This window comes from Ferrovibrio sp., assembly GCF_046297595.1.
In the GTDB taxonomy this organism is placed as follows: Bacteria; Pseudomonadota; Alphaproteobacteria; order Ferrovibrionales; family Ferrovibrionaceae; genus Ferrovibrio.
Genome location: NZ_JBKBHT010000002.1, coordinates 209,962 through 226,950, shown reverse-complemented (window position 1 = coordinate 226,950; position 16,989 = coordinate 209,962). Strand labels below are relative to the sequence as shown.

Below are 16,989 nucleotides of genomic sequence, written 5' to 3'. Positions count from 1 at the left end.
GGGCCTCAGCCGCGCAGCAGCTTGAGCATCTGTTCCAGCTTGGCATCGTCCAGCTTGTCGATGCGCCGGCCCAGTTCGTTGGCCAGCAGCGTCGCCCGCGGGCTCAGGCCCGCCGTGTCGATGGTGACGCGAGGATGCGACATCTTGGCCAGCTCGGCCAGTTCCTCGGCATCGTCCCAGATGATGTTGAGATAGCCGCAGATGCGTTGCAGCAGCAGCCAGCTTGGCCGGCCGCGATGGCCGTGTTCCAGTGCCGAGAGATAGGCCGCCGAAACACCGAGGTCTTCCGCCATCTGCTTGAGCGAGATGCCACGGGCCTGGCGCAGGCTGCGGATGCGGGCGCCGAACGGCGTCATCCCGGCAAATCCCGTATGCGCAGGGCGCCCGACATACTGTCTTCGCATTGCCCGATCATGGAACGCATCCTAGTATCATGGCGTGTTACCGCGCCATATCCTTGGCGGCATCCTGTTGCGGATCGTTCGCCGGACCTGCCTCCATGCCGCCCTCATTCTGGCGGGCGGACTTGCCGTGGCCTCGGCGCATGCGCAGCAGGCCGGTCGCAGCGCGCTGGAAATCGGTCTGCGCCCGGTAGCGCCCTACGTAATCCAGAAACCGGACGGCAGTCTGGGCGGCCTGGAATACGAACTGATCACTGCAGCCATGCAGGCCGGCGGATTAGATTTCCATGCCGAACTGGTGCCGTTCGGCCGGCTGGCCGAGGATTTCCGCCATGGCATGTTCGACGGCATCGCGCCGGCCAATGCTGCCATGGGCCTGCCTGGCTGCCTGACACGCACCCTACTAGTCTACCGGAATACCGCCTTCGCCCTGTCGGGTCGAAATCTGCCGCTGCAAGCCGTGGCGGACCTGGCGGGCTATGACGTGATGGCCTTCCAGAATGCCCATCGCATCCTGGGCGGGGCCATAGCCGATGTGCAGGCACGCAATCCGCGTTACCGTGAAGTGGCCAATCAGATGTTGCAGGTGCGCGCGCTGTTCAGCAACCGCACCGATGTGGTCATCATGGATCGCCGCATCTTCCGCCACCTGATGCACAGCCCGGAGACCGGCGTGGATACCAGTGCCGCGCTGCAGGAATTCGCCCTGTTCCCGCCGACTGAATACAGCGTCGCTTTCCGCCGGGCCGAGCTCTGCGCGGCTTTCGACCGAGGCCTGGAAAACATTCGGCGCAATGGCAGCTACGACCAGATTCTGCGCCGCTGGGATAACGGGCCGCAGGCCCAGAACGGCGCGATCCGCAGCCCAGGTTGATAGATCAGGCTGTCGCCAGACCGGCCAACGCCTGCTGCTGAATTTCCACCGCGCGCGGATAACACAGGTTCCGCCATGCGTCGTTGTCGGGATAGAAGGCGGCACGGATCTGCGCCTTGATCTGCTGGCCCAGCGGCGAGAACACATCGCCGCGCAGATGGAGCCAGTTATCGGCGATCACCGACAGCCGCACCTCTTCCGAACTGAGCGTGCCGACTTCGATATTCAGCGCTACCGTCACCGCCTGCGGACAGAAGCGCACCAGGCCCATGCGCAGGTTGCCCTCGATGACAGGAGAATCCGACTGGCCCAGAGCCGGCGAAGTAACGGCATCGCCGAACCAGCGCCGCGCCAGGGCCAGCGGCTCGGAGTCCGGCGCATGGCGGCAGATCATCTCCGAATAGCCGAAGGGCCCGAGGCCGGTATGGAAATCCAGCACACAGATGCGTTTTGCGGATTGCAGGTATTTGTCGGCGATGGCCCTCATCGTGCGGTGCGACCAGCAGGGCTGCGTGCCGCCATAGAAGATACCATCCTTGTGGCTGTGCTGGCCGCCGACGATGGCGGCCGTGGCCACTTTCGCGCCGACCCGGTCGTAATAGGCAGCGATCTTCTGCCGGATATCGGCAGCGGCCGCATCGTTCCACTGTTCCGGCACCAGCCAGGCATGCACCTCGGCATAGGCCGGATTGGCCGGCGGCGCCTTGCTGTCGAAATCGATGAAGTTGCGGTTGATGTCCATGTTGTCTTCGTTCACCCGCCGGCCCCAGGAGAAGCCATAGGGGTTGCTGCCATGGATCAGCAGCAAAGCGGTATCGGCTGGCAGCCTTGCCGCATGGCCTTCGTTCAACCAGCCGACTTGGCAGCCAGAACCGTAATACCCCTCGATGCCATGGGTGCCCGACACGGTGACCAGCACAGAGCGCGCATCCCTCGGCCCGATCCAGGCCACATCGGTGAACAGATCCTCGCCGGCAATGCCTTTCAGCGGATGCGGGATGCTTTCGATCGTCGCACCGGCGGTCTGCGCGGCAGTAAGAAATTTTTTTCGTGCGGTAGCGTAATCGGGGGAGAAATGATTGTGAATCGACATGGGGACCTTCTAGGACGACAAGCTGCAAAGACTTTCCGCCGCATATGGCGGCTTGGCAAGCATGACGGCGTTTGGTCCGGATTGGCTCAGCGTTTCGAAGCCATTTCTTCGCGATGGCGGCGCAGCAGCACGTAGAAAGCGCCGCTGCCGCCCATTTCGGGCCGCGCCGGCGTGACGCCCAGCACCTCGTCGCGCCACGGGCCGCGTTTCAGATAGTCCGGCAGCCAGGCGCGCAACACACCGCGCCGATGCAGCGCGCCGGGCTCGCTGCCGCTTAGGCCCTTGCCGGTGATCACCAGCAGGCAGCGCTTCTGCTGGGCGATGCAGTCGCGGATCAGACGGCTGAGGGCGCGTTCGGCATTGGCGAGCGTCAGGCCATGCAGGTCGATACGGGCCTCAATGGGCAGCTCGCCGCGCTGGAAACGCTGCTTCAGGCGCTTGTCCATCTGCGGCGGCGGTTTTTCACTGTGACGGCCATGAGGCAGCGGCGCTTTCTGCCGCGCCTCGGCCTTGGCCATGGCCGCATTGCCCGGGCCTTCCGGCCGGAACAGTTTCGGCAGTGGCGCCAGCGGCTCGGGCACCACGTTCTTTTTCAGCGGGCGCGCGGAAGCGGCCACCTGGTGCCAGACCTCGTGGTCCGGCACCAGGGGAGCGGGTTTAACCTTGCTGCGTTTCGGCGCCATCGTCGATGAGTACGATATGCAGGCGCCGCGGTCCATGGGCGCCCAGCACCGGCACGCCCTCGATATCGGCGGTGCGCGACGGACCCGTGACGAAATTCACCGTGCGCGGCCAGTTCTCGACACTTCCAAGTCTGTCACGCAAGCGCTGGAAGGCCTCTTCCATCGTGCCGGTCACCTGGCTGGTTTTCAGCACCACGATGTGATGGTCGGGCACAAAATGCAGGGTGGTGGGCGTGGTGCTGGAGGAGTGCAGCATCAGCGTGCCGGTTTCGGCGATGGCGGCAAAAGCCGGCGTCACGCTGACCAGATCCTGGCTGCGGCCGCCGCCATACTCCACCTGCAGCATCGGCCGCTGGTCCCATGGCAAGTTTTGCAGCAGCGGATCGGGCGAGACGCGCAGCCGCGATGGCAGGTTATGGCGCGCCAGATAGTCGCTGATTTTTTCCGGCGCCTGGGAAGCGGAAGCGATGCGGTCGACCGTGACGGTCAGTGCCTCCACCTTGGCGGTGAACAAGGCCACCTGGTCGGCATGGGGCTTCTGCGCCCGCTGCGGCAGCAGGTTGCGCGGATGGCTGGCAATGCGGTCTGCCACGGCACGCGGCCGGGCCGGATCGTCGGCCGTTTCCTTCAGGCCGGCGCGAAGGGTGGCGAAGATACGCTCGCGGCTGCTGCTCATGATGCTTTCCGCTTTTTGTATTGAGCCATGAAGGTCTCGCCCGATTGCGGCGCCGGCAGGTCGCGGCCATCGGTCCAGCCCGAAGCCAGCGGCAGGGATCGGAATCGGCCCTTGCCTTTGCCGAACATATGCAGTGCTGCGATGGCAACGCGGGTGCCAAGGCGATAGAGCCATGGCGTCTTCGCGGCGAAGGCCCAGGCCTCGATGCCCCAGCGCTGCAGCGGCGGGGTGATCTGTTTTTCATGCGCCTGTTCGCGCCACCAGCGCATAATGTCGGGCAGCGGGATGCGCATCGGGCAGACTTCCTCGCATTTGCCGCAGAAAGTGGAAGCGTTGGGCAGATGCCGCGCCGCTTCCAGGCCGATCATATGCGGATCGAGCGCGGCGCCGATCGGGCCCGGATAGACCCAGCCATAGGCATGGCCGCCGACCGAGCGGTAGACCGGACAGTTGTTCATGCAGGCGCCGCAGCGGATGCAGCGCATCAGCGGCTGCAGTTCGGTGCCCAGCATTTCACTGCGGCCGTTATCGACCAGCACGACATGGAATTCCTCGGGCCCGCCCACATCCTCGGGCCGTTTCGGGCCGCAGGACAAAGTCGTGTAGCAGCTCATCTCCTGCCCCGTCGCCGAGCGGGCCAGCACGCGCAATATGGTGGAGAGGTCTTCCAGATTGGGGATCACCTTCTCGATGCTGGAGACCACGATATGCATCTTGGGCAATGACTGCGTCAGGTCGCCGTTGCCTTCGTTGGTGACGATCACCGTGGCGCCGGTTTCCGCGATGAGGAAATTGGCGCCGGTGATGCCGACATCGGCCTGGAAATAACGGTCGCGCAGAACCACCCGCGCCTCGGTGACCAGAACCTGCGGTTCGGTCGACCGCGTGCCGGCCTTTTTGCCATGCAGTTCGTAATCGGGGTGATGTTCTTCGAACAGTTCAGCGACCTGTTCGCGCGTCTTGTGCAGGGCCGGACCGATGATGTGGCTGGGCGGTTCATGGGCAAGCTGGATGATGTATTCGCCCAGGTCGGTTTCCACCGGCTGGATGCCGTGTTCGAGCAGAAAATCGTTCAGGCCGATTTCCTCGCTCACCATCGACTTGCCCTTGGTGACGGTCTTGGCGTTGCGCGACTGGCACAGACTCAGGATCGTCTCGCGCGCCTCGCGCGGCGTGCGGCACCAATGCACCCTGCCGCCGCGCGCCGTCACCTGCTGCTCGAATTTCTCCAGATAGAGATCGATATGCTGCAGGACGTGGTTTTTGATCTTCACGCCCTCGTCGCGCAAAGCCTCGAATTCCGGCAATTCACGCGCGGTCTCCACGCGGCGGCTGGCCATCGGCCCGCCGATGATGTCCATCGCCTTGCGCAGGTTGGGGTCGCGCAAAGCCTTGGATGCGTTGGCCTCGAAATCCTGGGCGGTGATCGGCATGGTCATGGCATCGCCCTCACTTGCTCTCGCCAATGGCTGGCGTATCGGTCATGCCGGCCAGAACCTCGGCCACATGGCGCACCTGTACGCGGCTGCCTTCACGCTGCAGCTTGCCGGCCATGTTGAGCAGGCAGCCCATGTCGCCGGCCAGCAGCAGGTCGGCCCCGGTGCCATTGATGTCGGCGGTCTTGCGGCCGACGATGTCGGTGGAAACCTCGCCGTACTTGACGCAGAAGGTGCCGCCGAAACCGCAGCAGGTTTCCGGCGTCTGCATTTCCACCAGCTCCAGCCCCTCCACGCTCTGCAGCAATTGCCGTGGCTGCTGCTTCACGCCCAGTTCACGCAGGCCTGAGCAGGAATCGTGATAGGTGATCTTCGCATCCAGCTTCGCCGCCACGCCGGCCTGCTTCAGTACATCGACCAGGAAAGATGTGAGCTCGAAGGTTTTCGCCGACAGTGAAGCGGCGCGACTTTGCCATTCGGGTTCGGCGGCAAACAGGGCCGGATAATGATCCCTGATCATGCCGCCGCAGGAGCCCGATGGCGCAACCACATAATCATAAGACTCAAAAGCGGCGATCACCTGCTTGGCGATGGCGGCGGTATCCTTGCGGTCGCCCGAATTATAGGCCGGCTGGCCGCAGCAGACCTGCGCCTCGGGCACCTCGACGCTGCAGCCGGCATCTTCCAGCAGCTTGATCGTGGCGAAGCCGACGCTGGGCCGGAACAGGTCGACCAGGCAGGTGACGAATAACGCAACGCGGGGGCGGGACGACATGGGGCTGGTCTCCGGGAAATCGTCAGTTGAAGCGGGGCGGCAGGCCGAGGCGTTTGAGGCCGTTGGAAATATGGCGCAGCACGGCGGCGCGGGCGGCGGCCGGATCGCGGGCGGCGATGGCGGCCACGATGGCGTCGTGCTCGGCATCGATCTCGGCCAGACGGTTTTCGTAACGCAGGCGGCTCAGGCGCGCGAGCTGCATGGCCTCGCGGGCATGACGGCCGACAAAGGCAGCAAAGCGGCGCAGGGCCGGATTATGGGCCGCCGCCGCCAGCAGGTCGTGGAAGCGGATATCCTCGTTCAGTCCCAGGCCACCCTGGTCGATGGCACGCTGCATCGCGGCCTGGGCGGCGCGCAGGGCCTGCAGGTCGGCAAGCGTGTGGCGCTCGGCGGCCAGGGCTGCGCAATCGGCCTCAATCAGGGCGCGCAATTCGAGCAGGTCGGCTTCCGGTTCTTCGGCCAGCTTGAAGCTGTTGCCGCCCGGCGCAGCAGCCACGAAGGCGCCCTTGCCCTGCCGCGTCTCGACATAACCGTCGGATTTCAGGCGTGCGATGGCCTCGCGGATCACAGCACGGCTCACTCCATGCTGCGCCGCCAGGGCATGTTCGGAAGGCAGGCGGTGACGTGGCGGCCAGTCGCCCGACAGGATCGGCTGCAAAACAGCATCGACCACGGCATCGACGCGGGAGCCGGGGGCGGCAGGCAGGTGGATTTCGGGCAGGGCGGTCATAGTCACCTGCCTGACAAGTTAAATGGATTATTTATCTACTTCAATATATTTAAACGCTATTTCAGTCCGGTTTGGTCTGCTGGTTGGGCAGGGTGCTGTCGCCCGGACCGAGCGGGCGCTGCATGAACACGCTGTCGACCCAGCGGCCATGCTTGAAACCGATGGACGGCAGGGTGCCGACCACACGGAACCCCAGCGCGGCATGCAGACCGATGGAGCCCAGATTCTGCGTATCGCCGATCACCGCCACCATCTGACGGTAGCCCAGCCCTGTGCAGCGCGCGATCAGACTGGAAAGCAGCGCGCGGCCGATGCCCTTGCGCGGCGCATCGGGCGCCACATAGATCGAATCCTCCACCGAAAAACGGTAGGCGATACGTGGGCGGTAATGGCTGGCATAGGCATAGCCCAGCGTCTGGCCATCCAGCTCGGCCACCAGGTAGGGAAAGCCCTTGGCGAGAATATCGCCCCGCCGGCGCGTCATCTCGGTTTGGTCGGGCGGTATTTCCTCGAAACTGCCGAACCCGTGCAGTACGTGATGGCTGTATATGGCGGCAATGGCAGGAATGTCCGCCTCTGTGGAGGGGCGGACGATCACGGGAGGGGGGTTGTTGGTCTGGCTCATGGATTTATTGGCTTTAACGACCCGTCCAGACTATGGCATGCCCCTATGGCCCGGCAACGCGTTGGCAGAATGCCCTTGCCGGCAGCATGGCGTGGCCCCAGATTCTGGTCATGGGGGAGAATCAGCTGCCGTCGGAAGCCGCCGCCGCCCTGAAATTCCGCGAAGCCGGCGGCACAGACAGCGTATTGCCCAATGCGCCCATCCTGCACCGCCTGCTGGCCTACTGGCAGTCGAAATGCGGCCCCGATGGCCGCCTGCCGGGCCGGACCGATATCGATCCGCTCGATCTGCGCGGCATGCTGCCCAATATCTACCTGATCGACGCACTGCCCGATGGCAGATTCCGCGTGCGCCTGCTCGGTGAGGCCCATATTGCCGTCTATGGCCCCGGGCTGGTGGGGCGGATCATCGACGATATCTTTCCGCCCCATTCGGCGGCCGAGTTCAACCGGCTCTACTCCGCCGTGGTGAAAAAGCGCAGCTATCTGATCAATCGCGGCCAGGTCACATGGTGGCAGAACCGCGAATGGGTCCGTTTCGAAGGCCTGCACGCGCCGCTGGCGACGGATGGCACCACCATCGACTGCATCTTCGGCGCCGGTGCTTTTGAGAATTTCGGCGAGACGCCGACCTGATTGAAATCATTTCAAATTTGATTGGCCCTTTGGCGTAAATCGCACGACCTCCGCCTTTCGGCGCCGTTCCTTATGACAATGGTATGCCGCTAGAGTGAAGTGCTACCTGACGATGCGCTGATGAACGAAGCAATCGGAAATGGATATGAACGACACGACGGCGGAGAGCACCAGGATTAGGGAAATGCCGGCGCCGCAGGATCTGGTGCTGCGTAATCTGCTGGCCTATTGGCGATCGAAATGCGAACCCGATGGCCGGCTGCCGGGTCGTGCCTCAATCGATCCGGCCGATCTGCCACAGTTATTGCCGCATCTGTTCCTGATCGATGTGGAAGGTGACGACAACGCCGCACCGGACTATCGCGTGCGCCTGCTCGGCACGGCGCAGAGCGTGATCTACAACGGCAGCTATACCGGACAGACCATCGAGCAGATGATGGGCAGCAAGGCTTCGCTGTTTCGCTACGCCTTCGATCAGGTGCGGCAACGGCGCGGTCCGGTATGTTATGCGGGCAAACTGGTCTGGTGGTTTGGCAAGGAATGGATCGAATTCGAGAGCATCCAGATGCCACTGGCCAGCGACGGCAATGCCATCGACATGATCATCGGCGCCGGCGTGTTCAGCATCATGGGCCGCAAATGGGGCTGAGCTGACCGCTTTGCCCGGCTAGCTCTGCGCCATCAGCCGCGCGGCCACATTTCTGGGCAGCAGCAGCCAAATCTTGCCGGGATGCTTCATGCGGCCGGCAATGCTTTCGGCCTCGGGCCCATGGCCCCAGAAGACGTCGCCGCGCACCGCGCCGCGGATGGCGCCACCGGTATCTTGCGCCACCATCAGGCGTTGCAGTGGGAGGTCGTCATATGGCGGCTGCGCGGAAGGCCGCGTCGCCGCCAGCCAGAGCGGCAGGCCCATGGCATGCAGGCCGCGGTCGACCGCCAGGCTACGTCCCGGCAGCAGGGCCACGCCTTGGGCACCTGGCGGGCCGTCGCTGTCGTCCTTCGGCGCCGGCAATTCGCGGAAGAAGACATAGGACGGATTCTGCCGCAGCAGTTCCGATGCAGCGGAAGGATTGGCGCGCAGCCAGGCACGGATGCTCTGCATCGAGACTTCTTCACGGCTGAGCAGGCCGCGTTCGATCATCACCTTGCCCACCGCCACGTACCCGTGGCCGTTCTGCGCGGCGAAACCGACCCGCATCTGCTTGCCGTCCGGCATCTGCACAAGGCCCGAGCCCTGCACCTGCAGGAAAAAGGCATCGGCGGCATCGTCGAGCCAGACCAGCTCGAGATTCTTTCCCGCCAGCGCGCCGGTTTCGATGGCAGTGCGATCCTCATAGGGCTTCAGCCGACCATCGCGCACCCGGCCGGCGATGCGCTGACCTTTCAGGGCATCGCGGAATTCGCCCAGGTCCACCTGCACGAGATCGGCGGGCTGCCGATAGAGCGGCACGGTATAGGTCCCGCCGCGCTGGCGGCTGCCGCGCACCATCGGTTCGTAATAGCCGGTGAACAGGCCTTCCGGCTTGCCGTCGCCGATCACGGCCACCGGCTGCAATTCGCGTTCGACCAGACGGCGCAGGCCGGCATCGTCGCCGGGTTTCAGCGCATTCAGGGCAGTGCAGAAAGGCTGCCAGTCCTGGCCGGTGCCGTACCGCTCGAGGCCGTCCAGCGCGGCAGTGCCTCGCGCCACCATGCGAGTGCAGCTTCGGCTCAGCGCCGGCAGAGCCTCGGCGACACGGTCGGCGGCATAGCCGGGCAGATCGGCGAATGTGACAGGACGGAAAGCCAGCGGCGGGGCTGGCGGCGGTTTCGGCGCGCAGGCCGCAAGTCCGGCCAGCAGCACGGCGGCGAGAATGCGCATCAATTCGGGGCGGTGGTGGCGATCAGCGTCCAGTTCGGATCGCGCGAGCGGGTATCGCGGGCAAAGGTCCAGATATCCGTCACCTGTTCCACGCTGTTGGCATGGCCGGAAATGACGTGGCCCTGGGCATCCTTGGTGACGCTGATCAGCTCGGATTCAAAGCGGATGGTCACCTCGGCGATGCGGTTGTTCACCTGGGTTTCCACGATCTCGGCACCGCGCAGGCCGACAAAGGTGGTTTCCACCGTTTCGCCGCGTTTGACCCGTTCGTCGATGGCGGCGGCAAAATCGTTGAACACCTCGCGCGACAGCAGCGGGCGGAGGTTGTCCTTGTCACCGGCGGCGAAGGCCGTGACGATCATCTCGTAGGCGGCCTTGGCGCCGCCCAGGAATTCGTCGCCATCGAAAGCCGGATCGACGGCGCGGATGCGGGCAATCTTCTCGTCGACCGGCTGTTCGGGAATGTCGCGGCGCGGCAGGCTGACAACATTGTCGCCATCACGATCCTCGGTGCCGGCCTTGTCGGCTTCGCTCTCAGATCCGGCGAAGGGTGGGCGTCTGCGACGCTGCTCATGGCCGGTCCGCTGTCCCAGCACGGCGCGCAGGCGCAGGGCGATGAAGCCGGCGATGGCGCCAAGCAGGAGAATGTCGAGAAACTGGAAACCGCCGTCGCCCATCGCGTGCCTGTTTACCTTTTCACCAAGTTTACCCCCGGGGCTGTCCCCGGTCCAGCCGAACCGGGCCGCAGGCATCCCGGTTCCATCCCTGCGGCGAAGAGGAAATAGGGATAAATCGCGCTTTTACAAGCGCCACGACACGGTGCCGGCCGGGGCCCGCCTTGTCGGTACCGCGCAAAGCATGCTAGGGACAGCGCATATTCCGAGCAGAGAGACTGTCTGGCCATGACCGACTATGCGAACCCGCCGTCCGGCTTCAATCCCGATGCCGCGCCGCGCTTCGGCCTGAACGCGCAATACACCAAGGATCTGTCGTTCGAGCATCCGATGGCGCCGCGCACCTTCAGCATGGAAGGCGCGCCGCAAATCTCGGTCAATGTCGGCACCCAGGCCGAGCGGGTCAATGACAGCCTGTTCGAGGTGACCCTGCGCATCCTGTGCGAAGCCAAGCACGGCGAAGAGACCGCCTTCGTGGTCGATCTGTATTATGCCGGCCTGTTCACCCTGGCCAATATCCCGGCCGAGCATGTCGAGCCGCTTCTGCTGGTCGAGGCACCGCGCCTGCTGTTCCCGTTCGCCCGCCGCATTGTCGCCGATGCCACCCGCGACGGCGGCATGCCGCCGTTGATGCTAGACCCGATCGACTTCCTGCAGCAATACCAGCGCAGCAAGCAGCTGGAAGCGGAGCAGCAGGGCACGGCCTGAGGCCTGCCCAGCGTAGGGTCACGCAGTCGGGAGAGGCAGCGAGGCACGGGAGGTTCGGCATGACCGTTTCCCTGGATGACGCCATCGCCGCCTCCACCCATCCCCGGCTGCTGACAACCGATTTCCTGAAGATCTGCTCGCCGCGCATCCGGCGCTTCTGGGAATACTGGGTCGCCAAGCGCGGCGACCGCCCGATGCCGTCGCGGCGCGACATCGAACCCACCGAAATCCCCGACCTGCTGCCGTATATCGTGCTGACCGAAGTACTGCGGGAACCGCCTTACCTGCGTTATCGCCTGGTCGGCACCAAGCAGGTGGCCGTGCGCGGCCACGACCCGACCGGCGAGCCGGTGCGCGGCCACTACATCGGCCATCATCTGGGCCAGGAAGAAGACGAGGTCCTGCTGAATTACCGCATCGTCATCGAGCGGCATAGCCTGGTCTACGACTACAATCCGACCCTGGGTCCAATCGCGGAAACCGGTTCGTTCGGCATCAAGCCGGTGCGCGAGCTGGGCACCCTGCTGCTGCCGCTGTCCAGCGACGGCGAGACGGTCGACATGGTTTTCTGCTGCGCCGACATAGAAGTACCGGGCGACCTCAATCCGCCTTCAGCCAAAGCGGATCTTTGAGTTTCGCCACGAAGGCGGCATGGGCCGCCAGCTCTTCCGCGCTGGCTTCGTGCGGTCGCGGCGGGCGGGCCGGACCCCGCGCCATCGGCGTGGTGGCCATGGCCTGTCCGCCGGCATCCATGCCGGCCAGGCCCAGACCCTGCTGTCGGCCGCCGATCAGTTCGAGATAAACCTCGGCCAGCAATTCGGCATCGAGCAGCGCACCATGCTTGGTGCGCGCGGAATTGTCGATGTTGAAGCGTTTGCACAGCGCGTCCAGGCTGGCCTGGGCGCCGGGGAATTTGGCGCGGGCGATCCGCACCGTGTCGATGGCGCGTTCCATCGCGATATGCGGAAACCCTTCCAGCCGCGCCAGCTCGGCATTCAGAAAGCCGATATCGAAGGCCGCGTTGTGTATCACCAGCGGGTCTTCGCCGATAAAGTTGCAGAATTGACGCGCCACATCGGCAAACAGCGGCTTGTCCTTCAGGAACTCGTCGGAAATGCCGTGCACCTTGAAGGCTTCTTCCGGCATGGCGCGTTCGGGATTGATGTAGACGTGGTAATGCCGGCCGGTCGGCACATGGTTCACCAGCTCGATGCAGCCGATTTCCACCACGCGGTCGCCATCCTGCGGATTGAAGCCGGTGGTTTCGGTATCCAGCACCACTTCACGCATTGCCCGACTCCCGTTCCCTGTCTGCCCGGCGCCGCAGGGCGGCCAGCACCTCGGCAACCCGCGCTTCGGTTTCGGCCAGCGACACGCCGGTATCGACCACATAATCCGCGCCGGCACGCTTGTCCGCGTCCGGCACCTGTCGCGCCAGTATGGCGGCGAATTTCTCCTCCGTCATGCCCGGCCGCGCCAGCACGCGGCTTTTCTGCATGTCCGCCGGCGCGCTGACCACGATCACGGCATCCACGCCGGCACGACCCTTGCCCTCGAACAGCAGTGGGATATCCAGCACCACGAATGGTTCCCCATGTGCTTCCGCTTCAGCCAGGAAACGCTGGCGCTCCATGCCGACCAGCGGATGCACGATGGATTCAAGTTTTTTGATCTCGTCCGGTTTGCCCAGCACGAGGCGGGAAAGCACATCGCGATCCACGCTGTCTCCCGTCACCGCTGCCGGGAAGGCCTCGCGCACCGGCGCCACCGCCGCGCCGCCCGGCGCATAGAGCGCATGCACCGTGGCGTCGGCATCGAACAGGGGAACGCCGCGCGCCGCGATCATCTTGCCCACGGTGGACTTGCCCATGCCGATGGACCCAGTGAGAGCAACTTTCAGCATCGTGGCTTCACCATCGCGGCCTCAATCCGCCAGCACGGCATCGCGCAGCGCCGGCGTCACCGCCGGCGCGACGCCAAACCAGGCCTCGAAGCCCGGCCGGCCCTGATGTAGCAGCATGCCCAGCCCATCCACAACCGGATTGCCGCGCGCCTTGGCATTGGCCAGCAGGTCGGTGACCAGCGGCGAATAGACGATGTCGTTGACCAGTGCAGCTGGCGGCAGGTCGTTGAGCGCGATCTCCAGCGGCGGCTGATCCGCCATGCCCAGGCTGGTGGTGTTGACCAGCAGATTGGCGCCGGCCAGGGCCGGTGCGCGCTCGTCCCAGGCGACAGGCAGGATGGCCTTGCCGAATTCGGCCGCCAGCGCCTCGGCTTTTTCGATGCTGCGGTTGGCCAGGCGCAGCTCGGTCACGCCGGCATCCAGCAGCGCGACGATGACGGCGCGTGCGGCACCGCCGGCACCCAGCACGACGGCCGGCCCATTCGCCGCTTTCCAGCCGGCCGGGGCATCCGCTTTCAGATTCTCGATGAAGCCGAAAGCATCGGTGTTGCTGCCATGCAGGCTGCCATCGGGCTGCACCACCACGGTGTTCACCGCGCCGATGCGTCGCGCCGCATCGTCCACCTGCGCCATCAGGGGCAGCACCGCGATCTTGTGCGGGATGGTGACATTCACGCCGCGAAAGCCGGGCTCTTTCGGCAGGTCGGCGATGAAGGCGGCCAGGTCTTCCGGCGGCACCGGCAGCTTGTCGTAGCGCCCGACCAGGCCATGCTGTTTCAGCCAGAAGCCATGCAGCTTCGGCGACCGCGAATGCGCCACCGGCCATCCGATCACGCCGGCGCGCGGGATGATCTGATCGTCATTGGCCACGCTCATGCCCGCAGCACCCTGTTCTCGCGCAGGATATCCAGCAGCGGCAGCAGCGGCAGCCCGAGGATGGTGAAGAAATCGCCCTGGATGCGGCTGAACAGCTGCACGCCCAGGCCTTCGAGCTGATAGGCGCCCACCGACGACAGCACGGCCTCGCCGGCCTGGGCCAGATAGGCGTCGACGAAATCGTCGCTGAAATTACGCATGGTCAGCCGCGCCACATCCACATGGCGCCAGATGATGCCGCCACCGCGCGCCAGCACCACGGCGGAAACCAGTTCATGGGTCTTGCCGCGCAGTGCCTGCAGGTGCGCGCGGGCCCCCTGCATGGTGTCCGGCTTGTCGTACCAGCGGCCCTCGCAGACCAGCATCTGGTCAGCGCCGATGATGAAGTCGCTGCCGGCAGAGGGCGACACGCGCTGCGCCTTCAGTTCGGCCAATGCCGTGGCGGCTTCGGATGGCGGCGCGCCTTCCGCCTGCAGTGCCAGCTTGATCTCGCTTTCATCCACGCGCGCCGGCTGCACGGAAAAATCCAGTCCGGCAGAACGCAGCATGGCCGCCCGGGACGGGCTGGCCGAGGCCAGGATCAGGGTCACGCGCGCGGGCCTTTCTGCGGCGGCGCATCGAGGTCGAGCGCCTGCTGCTTGCGCTGCTCTTCCCGGCGGGCATGCAGGTTGAGGATCGCGGCGGCGGTTTCCTCGATGGAGCGGCGGGTGACGTCGATCATCGGCCAGTTATGCTTGGCGCAGAGCTTGCGCGCAATGTTGAGTTCCTCGCGCACGCGTTCATCGTCCACATAATCGGTCTGAGTCGACTCATGCATCGAAATCAGCCGGTTGCGCCGGATCGAGACCAGGCGGTCGGGCGAGGTGGTGAGCCCCACCACCAGCGGCTGGCGCGCGTTTTCCAGTTCGGGCGGGATGACCAGCCCAGGCACGATGGGCACATTGGCGGTCTTGTAGCCGCGGTTGGCCAGGTAGATCGAGGTTGGCGTCTTGGAGGTGCGCGACACGCCGACCAACACGATATCGGCCTTCTCGATATCCATGGTGAGCTGGCCATCGTCATGGGCGATGGTGAAATGCATCGCGTCGATGCGATGGAAATATTCCGCGTCCAGTTCATGCTGCCGACCCGGCAGGTTCTGGGCCTTTTCGCCCAGATACTTGCCGAAGGCGAGGATCACCGGATCGAGCACCGGCACGATGGGCAGCTTGGCCTTGGCGCAGCCTTTCACCAGGATTTCGCGCAGTTGAGGATCGACGATGGTGAACAGCACCAGCCCGCCCATGGCGGCGATGGCCTCGACCACACGTTCCATCTGCAGGGGTTTACGCACCAGGGCCCAGGTATGGGTTTCCACCTCTTCCTGGGATTTCTGGAACTGCACGAGGGCCGCCTTGGCGACGGATTTCAGCGTCTCGCCGGTGGCATCCGAAACCAGATGAATATGCGGCCGCACGGTTTTCGGCATCGACTGAGAAAGACCCTTCCGGCTGTGGAAAACGGGGAAATAGCGGATAAGGCCGGCTTTTTCCCCAACCCAGTCATTTTCATGCCCGCAAGCCGGTTTTCATGCAACAGACCTGTCACCGGCGGATCATTTTTTGTCCGTCCCTGTGCAAAACGGGGAAAATCCACATCTGCTCCCACCAGGGACAATCATCCCCGTTATCCCCATCATTCCTGTGGCCGATTCATGGCGGTTATGCGACGAGTCGGGTCGGTTTATCCCAAAACCGGCCAAACGGAACGGGTTATCCCACCCAATCGGGACAGAGTCCGGGACGCATGGCGGAGAAGCAGTTATCCCCGACTCACACCGCACAACAAACCACTACATCACTTTTATTTTTAAATAAAATAGAAGAGGAATAAGGAATGGCCCGACTCCCTCCCGCCCAGGCTGAACAGCCAACCAAACCCCTGTTGCGCACGCTAGCCGGCCTGCCCAGCGAACGTCCCCCCATGTGGCTGATGCGTCAGGCCGGACGCTATCTGCCGGAATACCGGGCCACCCGTGCCCAAGCCGGCAGTTTCCTCGATCTCTGTTACAATCCGGCCCTGGCGGCGGAAGTGACATTGCAGCCGATCCGGCGCTTCGGTTTCGACGCCGCCATACTGTTCGCGGATATCCTGCTGGTGCCGCAGGCCCTGGGCCAGGGTCTGGCCTTCAAGGAAAACGAGGGTCCGGTGCTGGATGCGATCCGCACGGCCGGCGAACTGGTCCGCCTGGATCCGAAGGGCATCCACAAGCGCCTGGACCCGGTCTACGAGGCGGTGAGCCGCATCAAGGGGGAGCTACCCCCGGACTGCACGTTGATCGGCTTTGCCGGGGCGCCCTGGACGGTGGCGACCTATATGATTGAGGGTCGCGGGTCGAGTGACCATGCCGCGGCCAAGACCTGGGCCTTCGGCAATCCGTTTGGTCTGGATAGCCTCATGAATATCCTGGTCGAGGCGACTGTCGATTATCTCGATCGCCAGATCGTGGCGGGCGCGGAAGTCGTGCAACTATTCGATACCTGGGCCGGCGTCCTGCCGGAAGCGGAATTCCGCCGCTACTGCATTGATCCGGTGCGCCGGATCATCACGGCGCTGAAACAGAAGCATCCGAAGGTGCCGGTGATCGCATTCCCGCGCGGCGCCGGCGCGCTCTACGATGGTTATGCCGCGGCCACCGGTGCCGATGCGATTGGCTTGGACTACACCGTACCGCTGAACTGGGCGCGCGACCATCTGTGGAACAGGACGCCGGTGCAGGGCAACCTCGATCCGCGCCTGCTGGTGGTGGGCGGCCAGGCCATGGCCGAGGCCGTGCAGCGTCTGCTGCGGACGTTTTCGGGCCGCAACCACATATTCAACCTGGGCCACGGCATTGTGCCGGAAACACCCGTGCGCCATGTGGAAGAGTTGGTGCGTCTGGTGAAGGGTACCGAGACGGCGGTGTAAGATGGCAATCTGAGACGAAAGTCTGCGGTTTTTTCACCGTATTCTTTCGGATTTCTCAAGCCCTGCGGCGTTTTGCTCTGTTGCTGCGGCAGG

General features: G+C 64.4%; 21 protein-coding genes. 6 read left to right on the top strand and 15 right to left on the bottom strand.

Annotation, left to right across the window (positions count from 1 at the left end):
- Positions 1 to 5: 5 nt before the first annotated feature.
- The gene (locus ACK4FJ_RS06810) at positions 6 to 356 is read right to left on the bottom strand and encodes a helix-turn-helix domain-containing protein (RefSeq protein WP_409765097.1); all 351 of its coding nucleotides are present in this window, start codon (positions 354 to 356) and stop codon (positions 6 to 8) included.
- Positions 357 to 438: 82 nt separating this feature from the next.
- On the opposite strand from ACK4FJ_RS06810, the gene ACK4FJ_RS06805 reads away from it, so the two are divergent.
- The gene (locus ACK4FJ_RS06805) at positions 439 to 1,275 is read left to right on the top strand and encodes a substrate-binding periplasmic protein (protein WP_409765096.1); all 837 of its coding nucleotides are present in this window, start codon (positions 439 to 441) and stop codon (positions 1,273 to 1,275) included.
- Between the two features lie 4 nt (positions 1,276 to 1,279).
- Here the strand turns inward: ACK4FJ_RS06805 and ACK4FJ_RS06800 are convergent, their stop codons facing one another.
- From ACK4FJ_RS06800 to ACK4FJ_RS06770, 7 genes are all read right to left on the bottom strand, one after another.
- A complete protein-coding gene (locus tag ACK4FJ_RS06800) occupies positions 1,280 to 2,368 on the bottom strand; it encodes a M14 family metallopeptidase (protein WP_409765095.1) in 1,089 nt (362 codons plus the stop codon).
- Positions 2,369 to 2,454: 86 nt separating this feature from the next.
- Positions 2,455 to 3,051, bottom strand: a complete 597-nt coding sequence (locus ACK4FJ_RS06795; protein ID WP_409765094.1) for a Smr/MutS family protein — start codon at positions 3,049 to 3,051, stop codon at positions 2,455 to 2,457.
- Entirely contained in the window at positions 3,026 to 3,727 is a 702-nt protein-coding gene (locus ACK4FJ_RS06790; RefSeq protein ID WP_409765093.1) for a lactate utilization protein C, read from the bottom strand. Before ACK4FJ_RS06790 ends, ACK4FJ_RS06795 begins: the two co-directional genes overlap by 26 nt.
- Entirely contained in the window at positions 3,724 to 5,160 is a 1,437-nt protein-coding gene (locus ACK4FJ_RS06785) for a LutB/LldF family L-lactate oxidation iron-sulfur protein (RefSeq protein ID WP_409765523.1), read from the bottom strand. Before ACK4FJ_RS06785 ends, ACK4FJ_RS06790 begins: the two co-directional genes overlap by 4 nt.
- 16 nt (positions 5,161 to 5,176) lie before the next feature.
- Positions 5,177 to 5,938 (bottom strand): (Fe-S)-binding protein, encoded by a 762-nt coding sequence (locus tag ACK4FJ_RS06780; RefSeq protein WP_409765092.1) that lies wholly within the window; start codon positions 5,936 to 5,938, stop codon positions 5,177 to 5,179.
- A gap of 22 nt (positions 5,939 to 5,960) precedes the next feature.
- Positions 5,961 to 6,668, bottom strand: a complete 708-nt coding sequence (locus ACK4FJ_RS06775; RefSeq protein ID WP_409765091.1) for a FadR/GntR family transcriptional regulator — start codon at positions 6,666 to 6,668, stop codon at positions 5,961 to 5,963.
- A 61-nt stretch (positions 6,669 to 6,729) separates the two neighbouring features.
- A complete protein-coding gene (locus ACK4FJ_RS06770; RefSeq protein WP_409765090.1) occupies positions 6,730 to 7,293 on the bottom strand; it encodes an N-acetyltransferase family protein in 564 nt (187 codons plus the stop codon).
- Between the two features lie 110 nt (positions 7,294 to 7,403).
- Here ACK4FJ_RS06770 and ACK4FJ_RS06765 point away from each other — a divergent pair, with 110 nt between their 5' ends.
- Together ACK4FJ_RS06765 and ACK4FJ_RS06760 are read left to right on the top strand one after the other, a co-directional pair.
- Positions 7,404 to 7,928, top strand: a complete 525-nt coding sequence (locus tag ACK4FJ_RS06765; protein ID WP_409765089.1) for a PAS domain-containing protein — start codon at positions 7,404 to 7,406, stop codon at positions 7,926 to 7,928.
- Positions 7,929 to 8,112: 184 nt separating this feature from the next.
- A complete protein-coding gene (locus tag ACK4FJ_RS06760; protein WP_409765088.1) occupies positions 8,113 to 8,577 on the top strand; it encodes a PAS domain-containing protein in 465 nt (154 codons plus the stop codon).
- Positions 8,578 to 8,595: 18 nt separating this feature from the next.
- Here the strand turns inward: ACK4FJ_RS06760 and ACK4FJ_RS06755 are convergent, their stop codons facing one another.
- Positions 8,596 to 9,789, bottom strand: a complete 1,194-nt coding sequence (locus tag ACK4FJ_RS06755) for a murein transglycosylase A (RefSeq protein ID WP_409765087.1) — start codon at positions 9,787 to 9,789, stop codon at positions 8,596 to 8,598.
- Positions 9,789 to 10,466 (bottom strand): Tim44/TimA family putative adaptor protein, encoded by a 678-nt coding sequence (locus ACK4FJ_RS06750; RefSeq protein WP_409765086.1) that lies wholly within the window; start codon positions 10,464 to 10,466, stop codon positions 9,789 to 9,791. The genes ACK4FJ_RS06755 and ACK4FJ_RS06750 overlap by 1 nt, the downstream gene beginning before the upstream one ends.
- A gap of 225 nt (positions 10,467 to 10,691) precedes the next feature.
- Between ACK4FJ_RS06750 and secB the strand changes: the two genes are divergently transcribed.
- Both secB and ACK4FJ_RS06740 read left to right on the top strand, forming a co-directional pair.
- On the top strand, positions 10,692 to 11,171 hold the full coding sequence (secB, locus tag ACK4FJ_RS06745) for a protein-export chaperone SecB (protein ID WP_409765085.1): 480 nt from the start codon (positions 10,692 to 10,694) through the stop codon (positions 11,169 to 11,171).
- A gap of 59 nt (positions 11,172 to 11,230) precedes the next feature.
- Positions 11,231 to 11,803: a PAS domain-containing protein gene (locus ACK4FJ_RS06740; RefSeq protein WP_409765084.1), complete on the top strand. Its 573-nt coding sequence runs from the start codon at positions 11,231 to 11,233 to the stop codon at positions 11,801 to 11,803.
- Here the strand turns inward: ACK4FJ_RS06740 and dnaQ are convergent.
- Genes dnaQ through ACK4FJ_RS06715 form a run of 5 tightly spaced genes read right to left on the bottom strand, consistent with a single transcriptional unit; the run spans position 11,772 to position 15,406 of the window.
- A complete protein-coding gene (gene dnaQ / locus ACK4FJ_RS06735) occupies positions 11,772 to 12,461 on the bottom strand; it encodes a DNA polymerase III subunit epsilon (RefSeq protein WP_409765083.1) in 690 nt (229 codons plus the stop codon). The two genes, ACK4FJ_RS06740 and dnaQ, sit on opposite strands and share 32 nt — an antisense overlap.
- Positions 12,454 to 13,074, bottom strand: a complete 621-nt coding sequence (gene coaE / locus ACK4FJ_RS06730) for a dephospho-CoA kinase (RefSeq protein WP_409765082.1) — start codon at positions 13,072 to 13,074, stop codon at positions 12,454 to 12,456. Before coaE ends, dnaQ begins: the two co-directional genes overlap by 8 nt.
- Before the next feature lie 21 nt (positions 13,075 to 13,095).
- Positions 13,096 to 13,950, bottom strand: a complete 855-nt coding sequence (locus ACK4FJ_RS06725; RefSeq protein WP_409765081.1) for a shikimate dehydrogenase — start codon at positions 13,948 to 13,950, stop codon at positions 13,096 to 13,098.
- On the bottom strand, positions 13,947 to 14,540 hold the full coding sequence (locus ACK4FJ_RS06720; protein WP_409765080.1) for a Maf family protein: 594 nt from the start codon (positions 14,538 to 14,540) through the stop codon (positions 13,947 to 13,949). The genes ACK4FJ_RS06725 and ACK4FJ_RS06720 overlap by 4 nt, the downstream gene beginning before the upstream one ends.
- On the bottom strand, positions 14,537 to 15,406 hold the full coding sequence (locus tag ACK4FJ_RS06715; RefSeq protein WP_409765079.1) for a pyruvate, water dikinase regulatory protein: 870 nt from the start codon (positions 15,404 to 15,406) through the stop codon (positions 14,537 to 14,539). Before ACK4FJ_RS06715 ends, ACK4FJ_RS06720 begins: the two co-directional genes overlap by 4 nt.
- Before the next feature lie 419 nt (positions 15,407 to 15,825).
- Between ACK4FJ_RS06715 and hemE the strand changes: the two genes are divergently transcribed.
- Entirely contained in the window at positions 15,826 to 16,896 is a 1,071-nt protein-coding gene (gene hemE, locus ACK4FJ_RS06710) for a uroporphyrinogen decarboxylase (RefSeq protein WP_409765078.1), read from the top strand.
- The last annotated feature ends 93 nt before the right edge of the window (positions 16,897 to 16,989 follow it).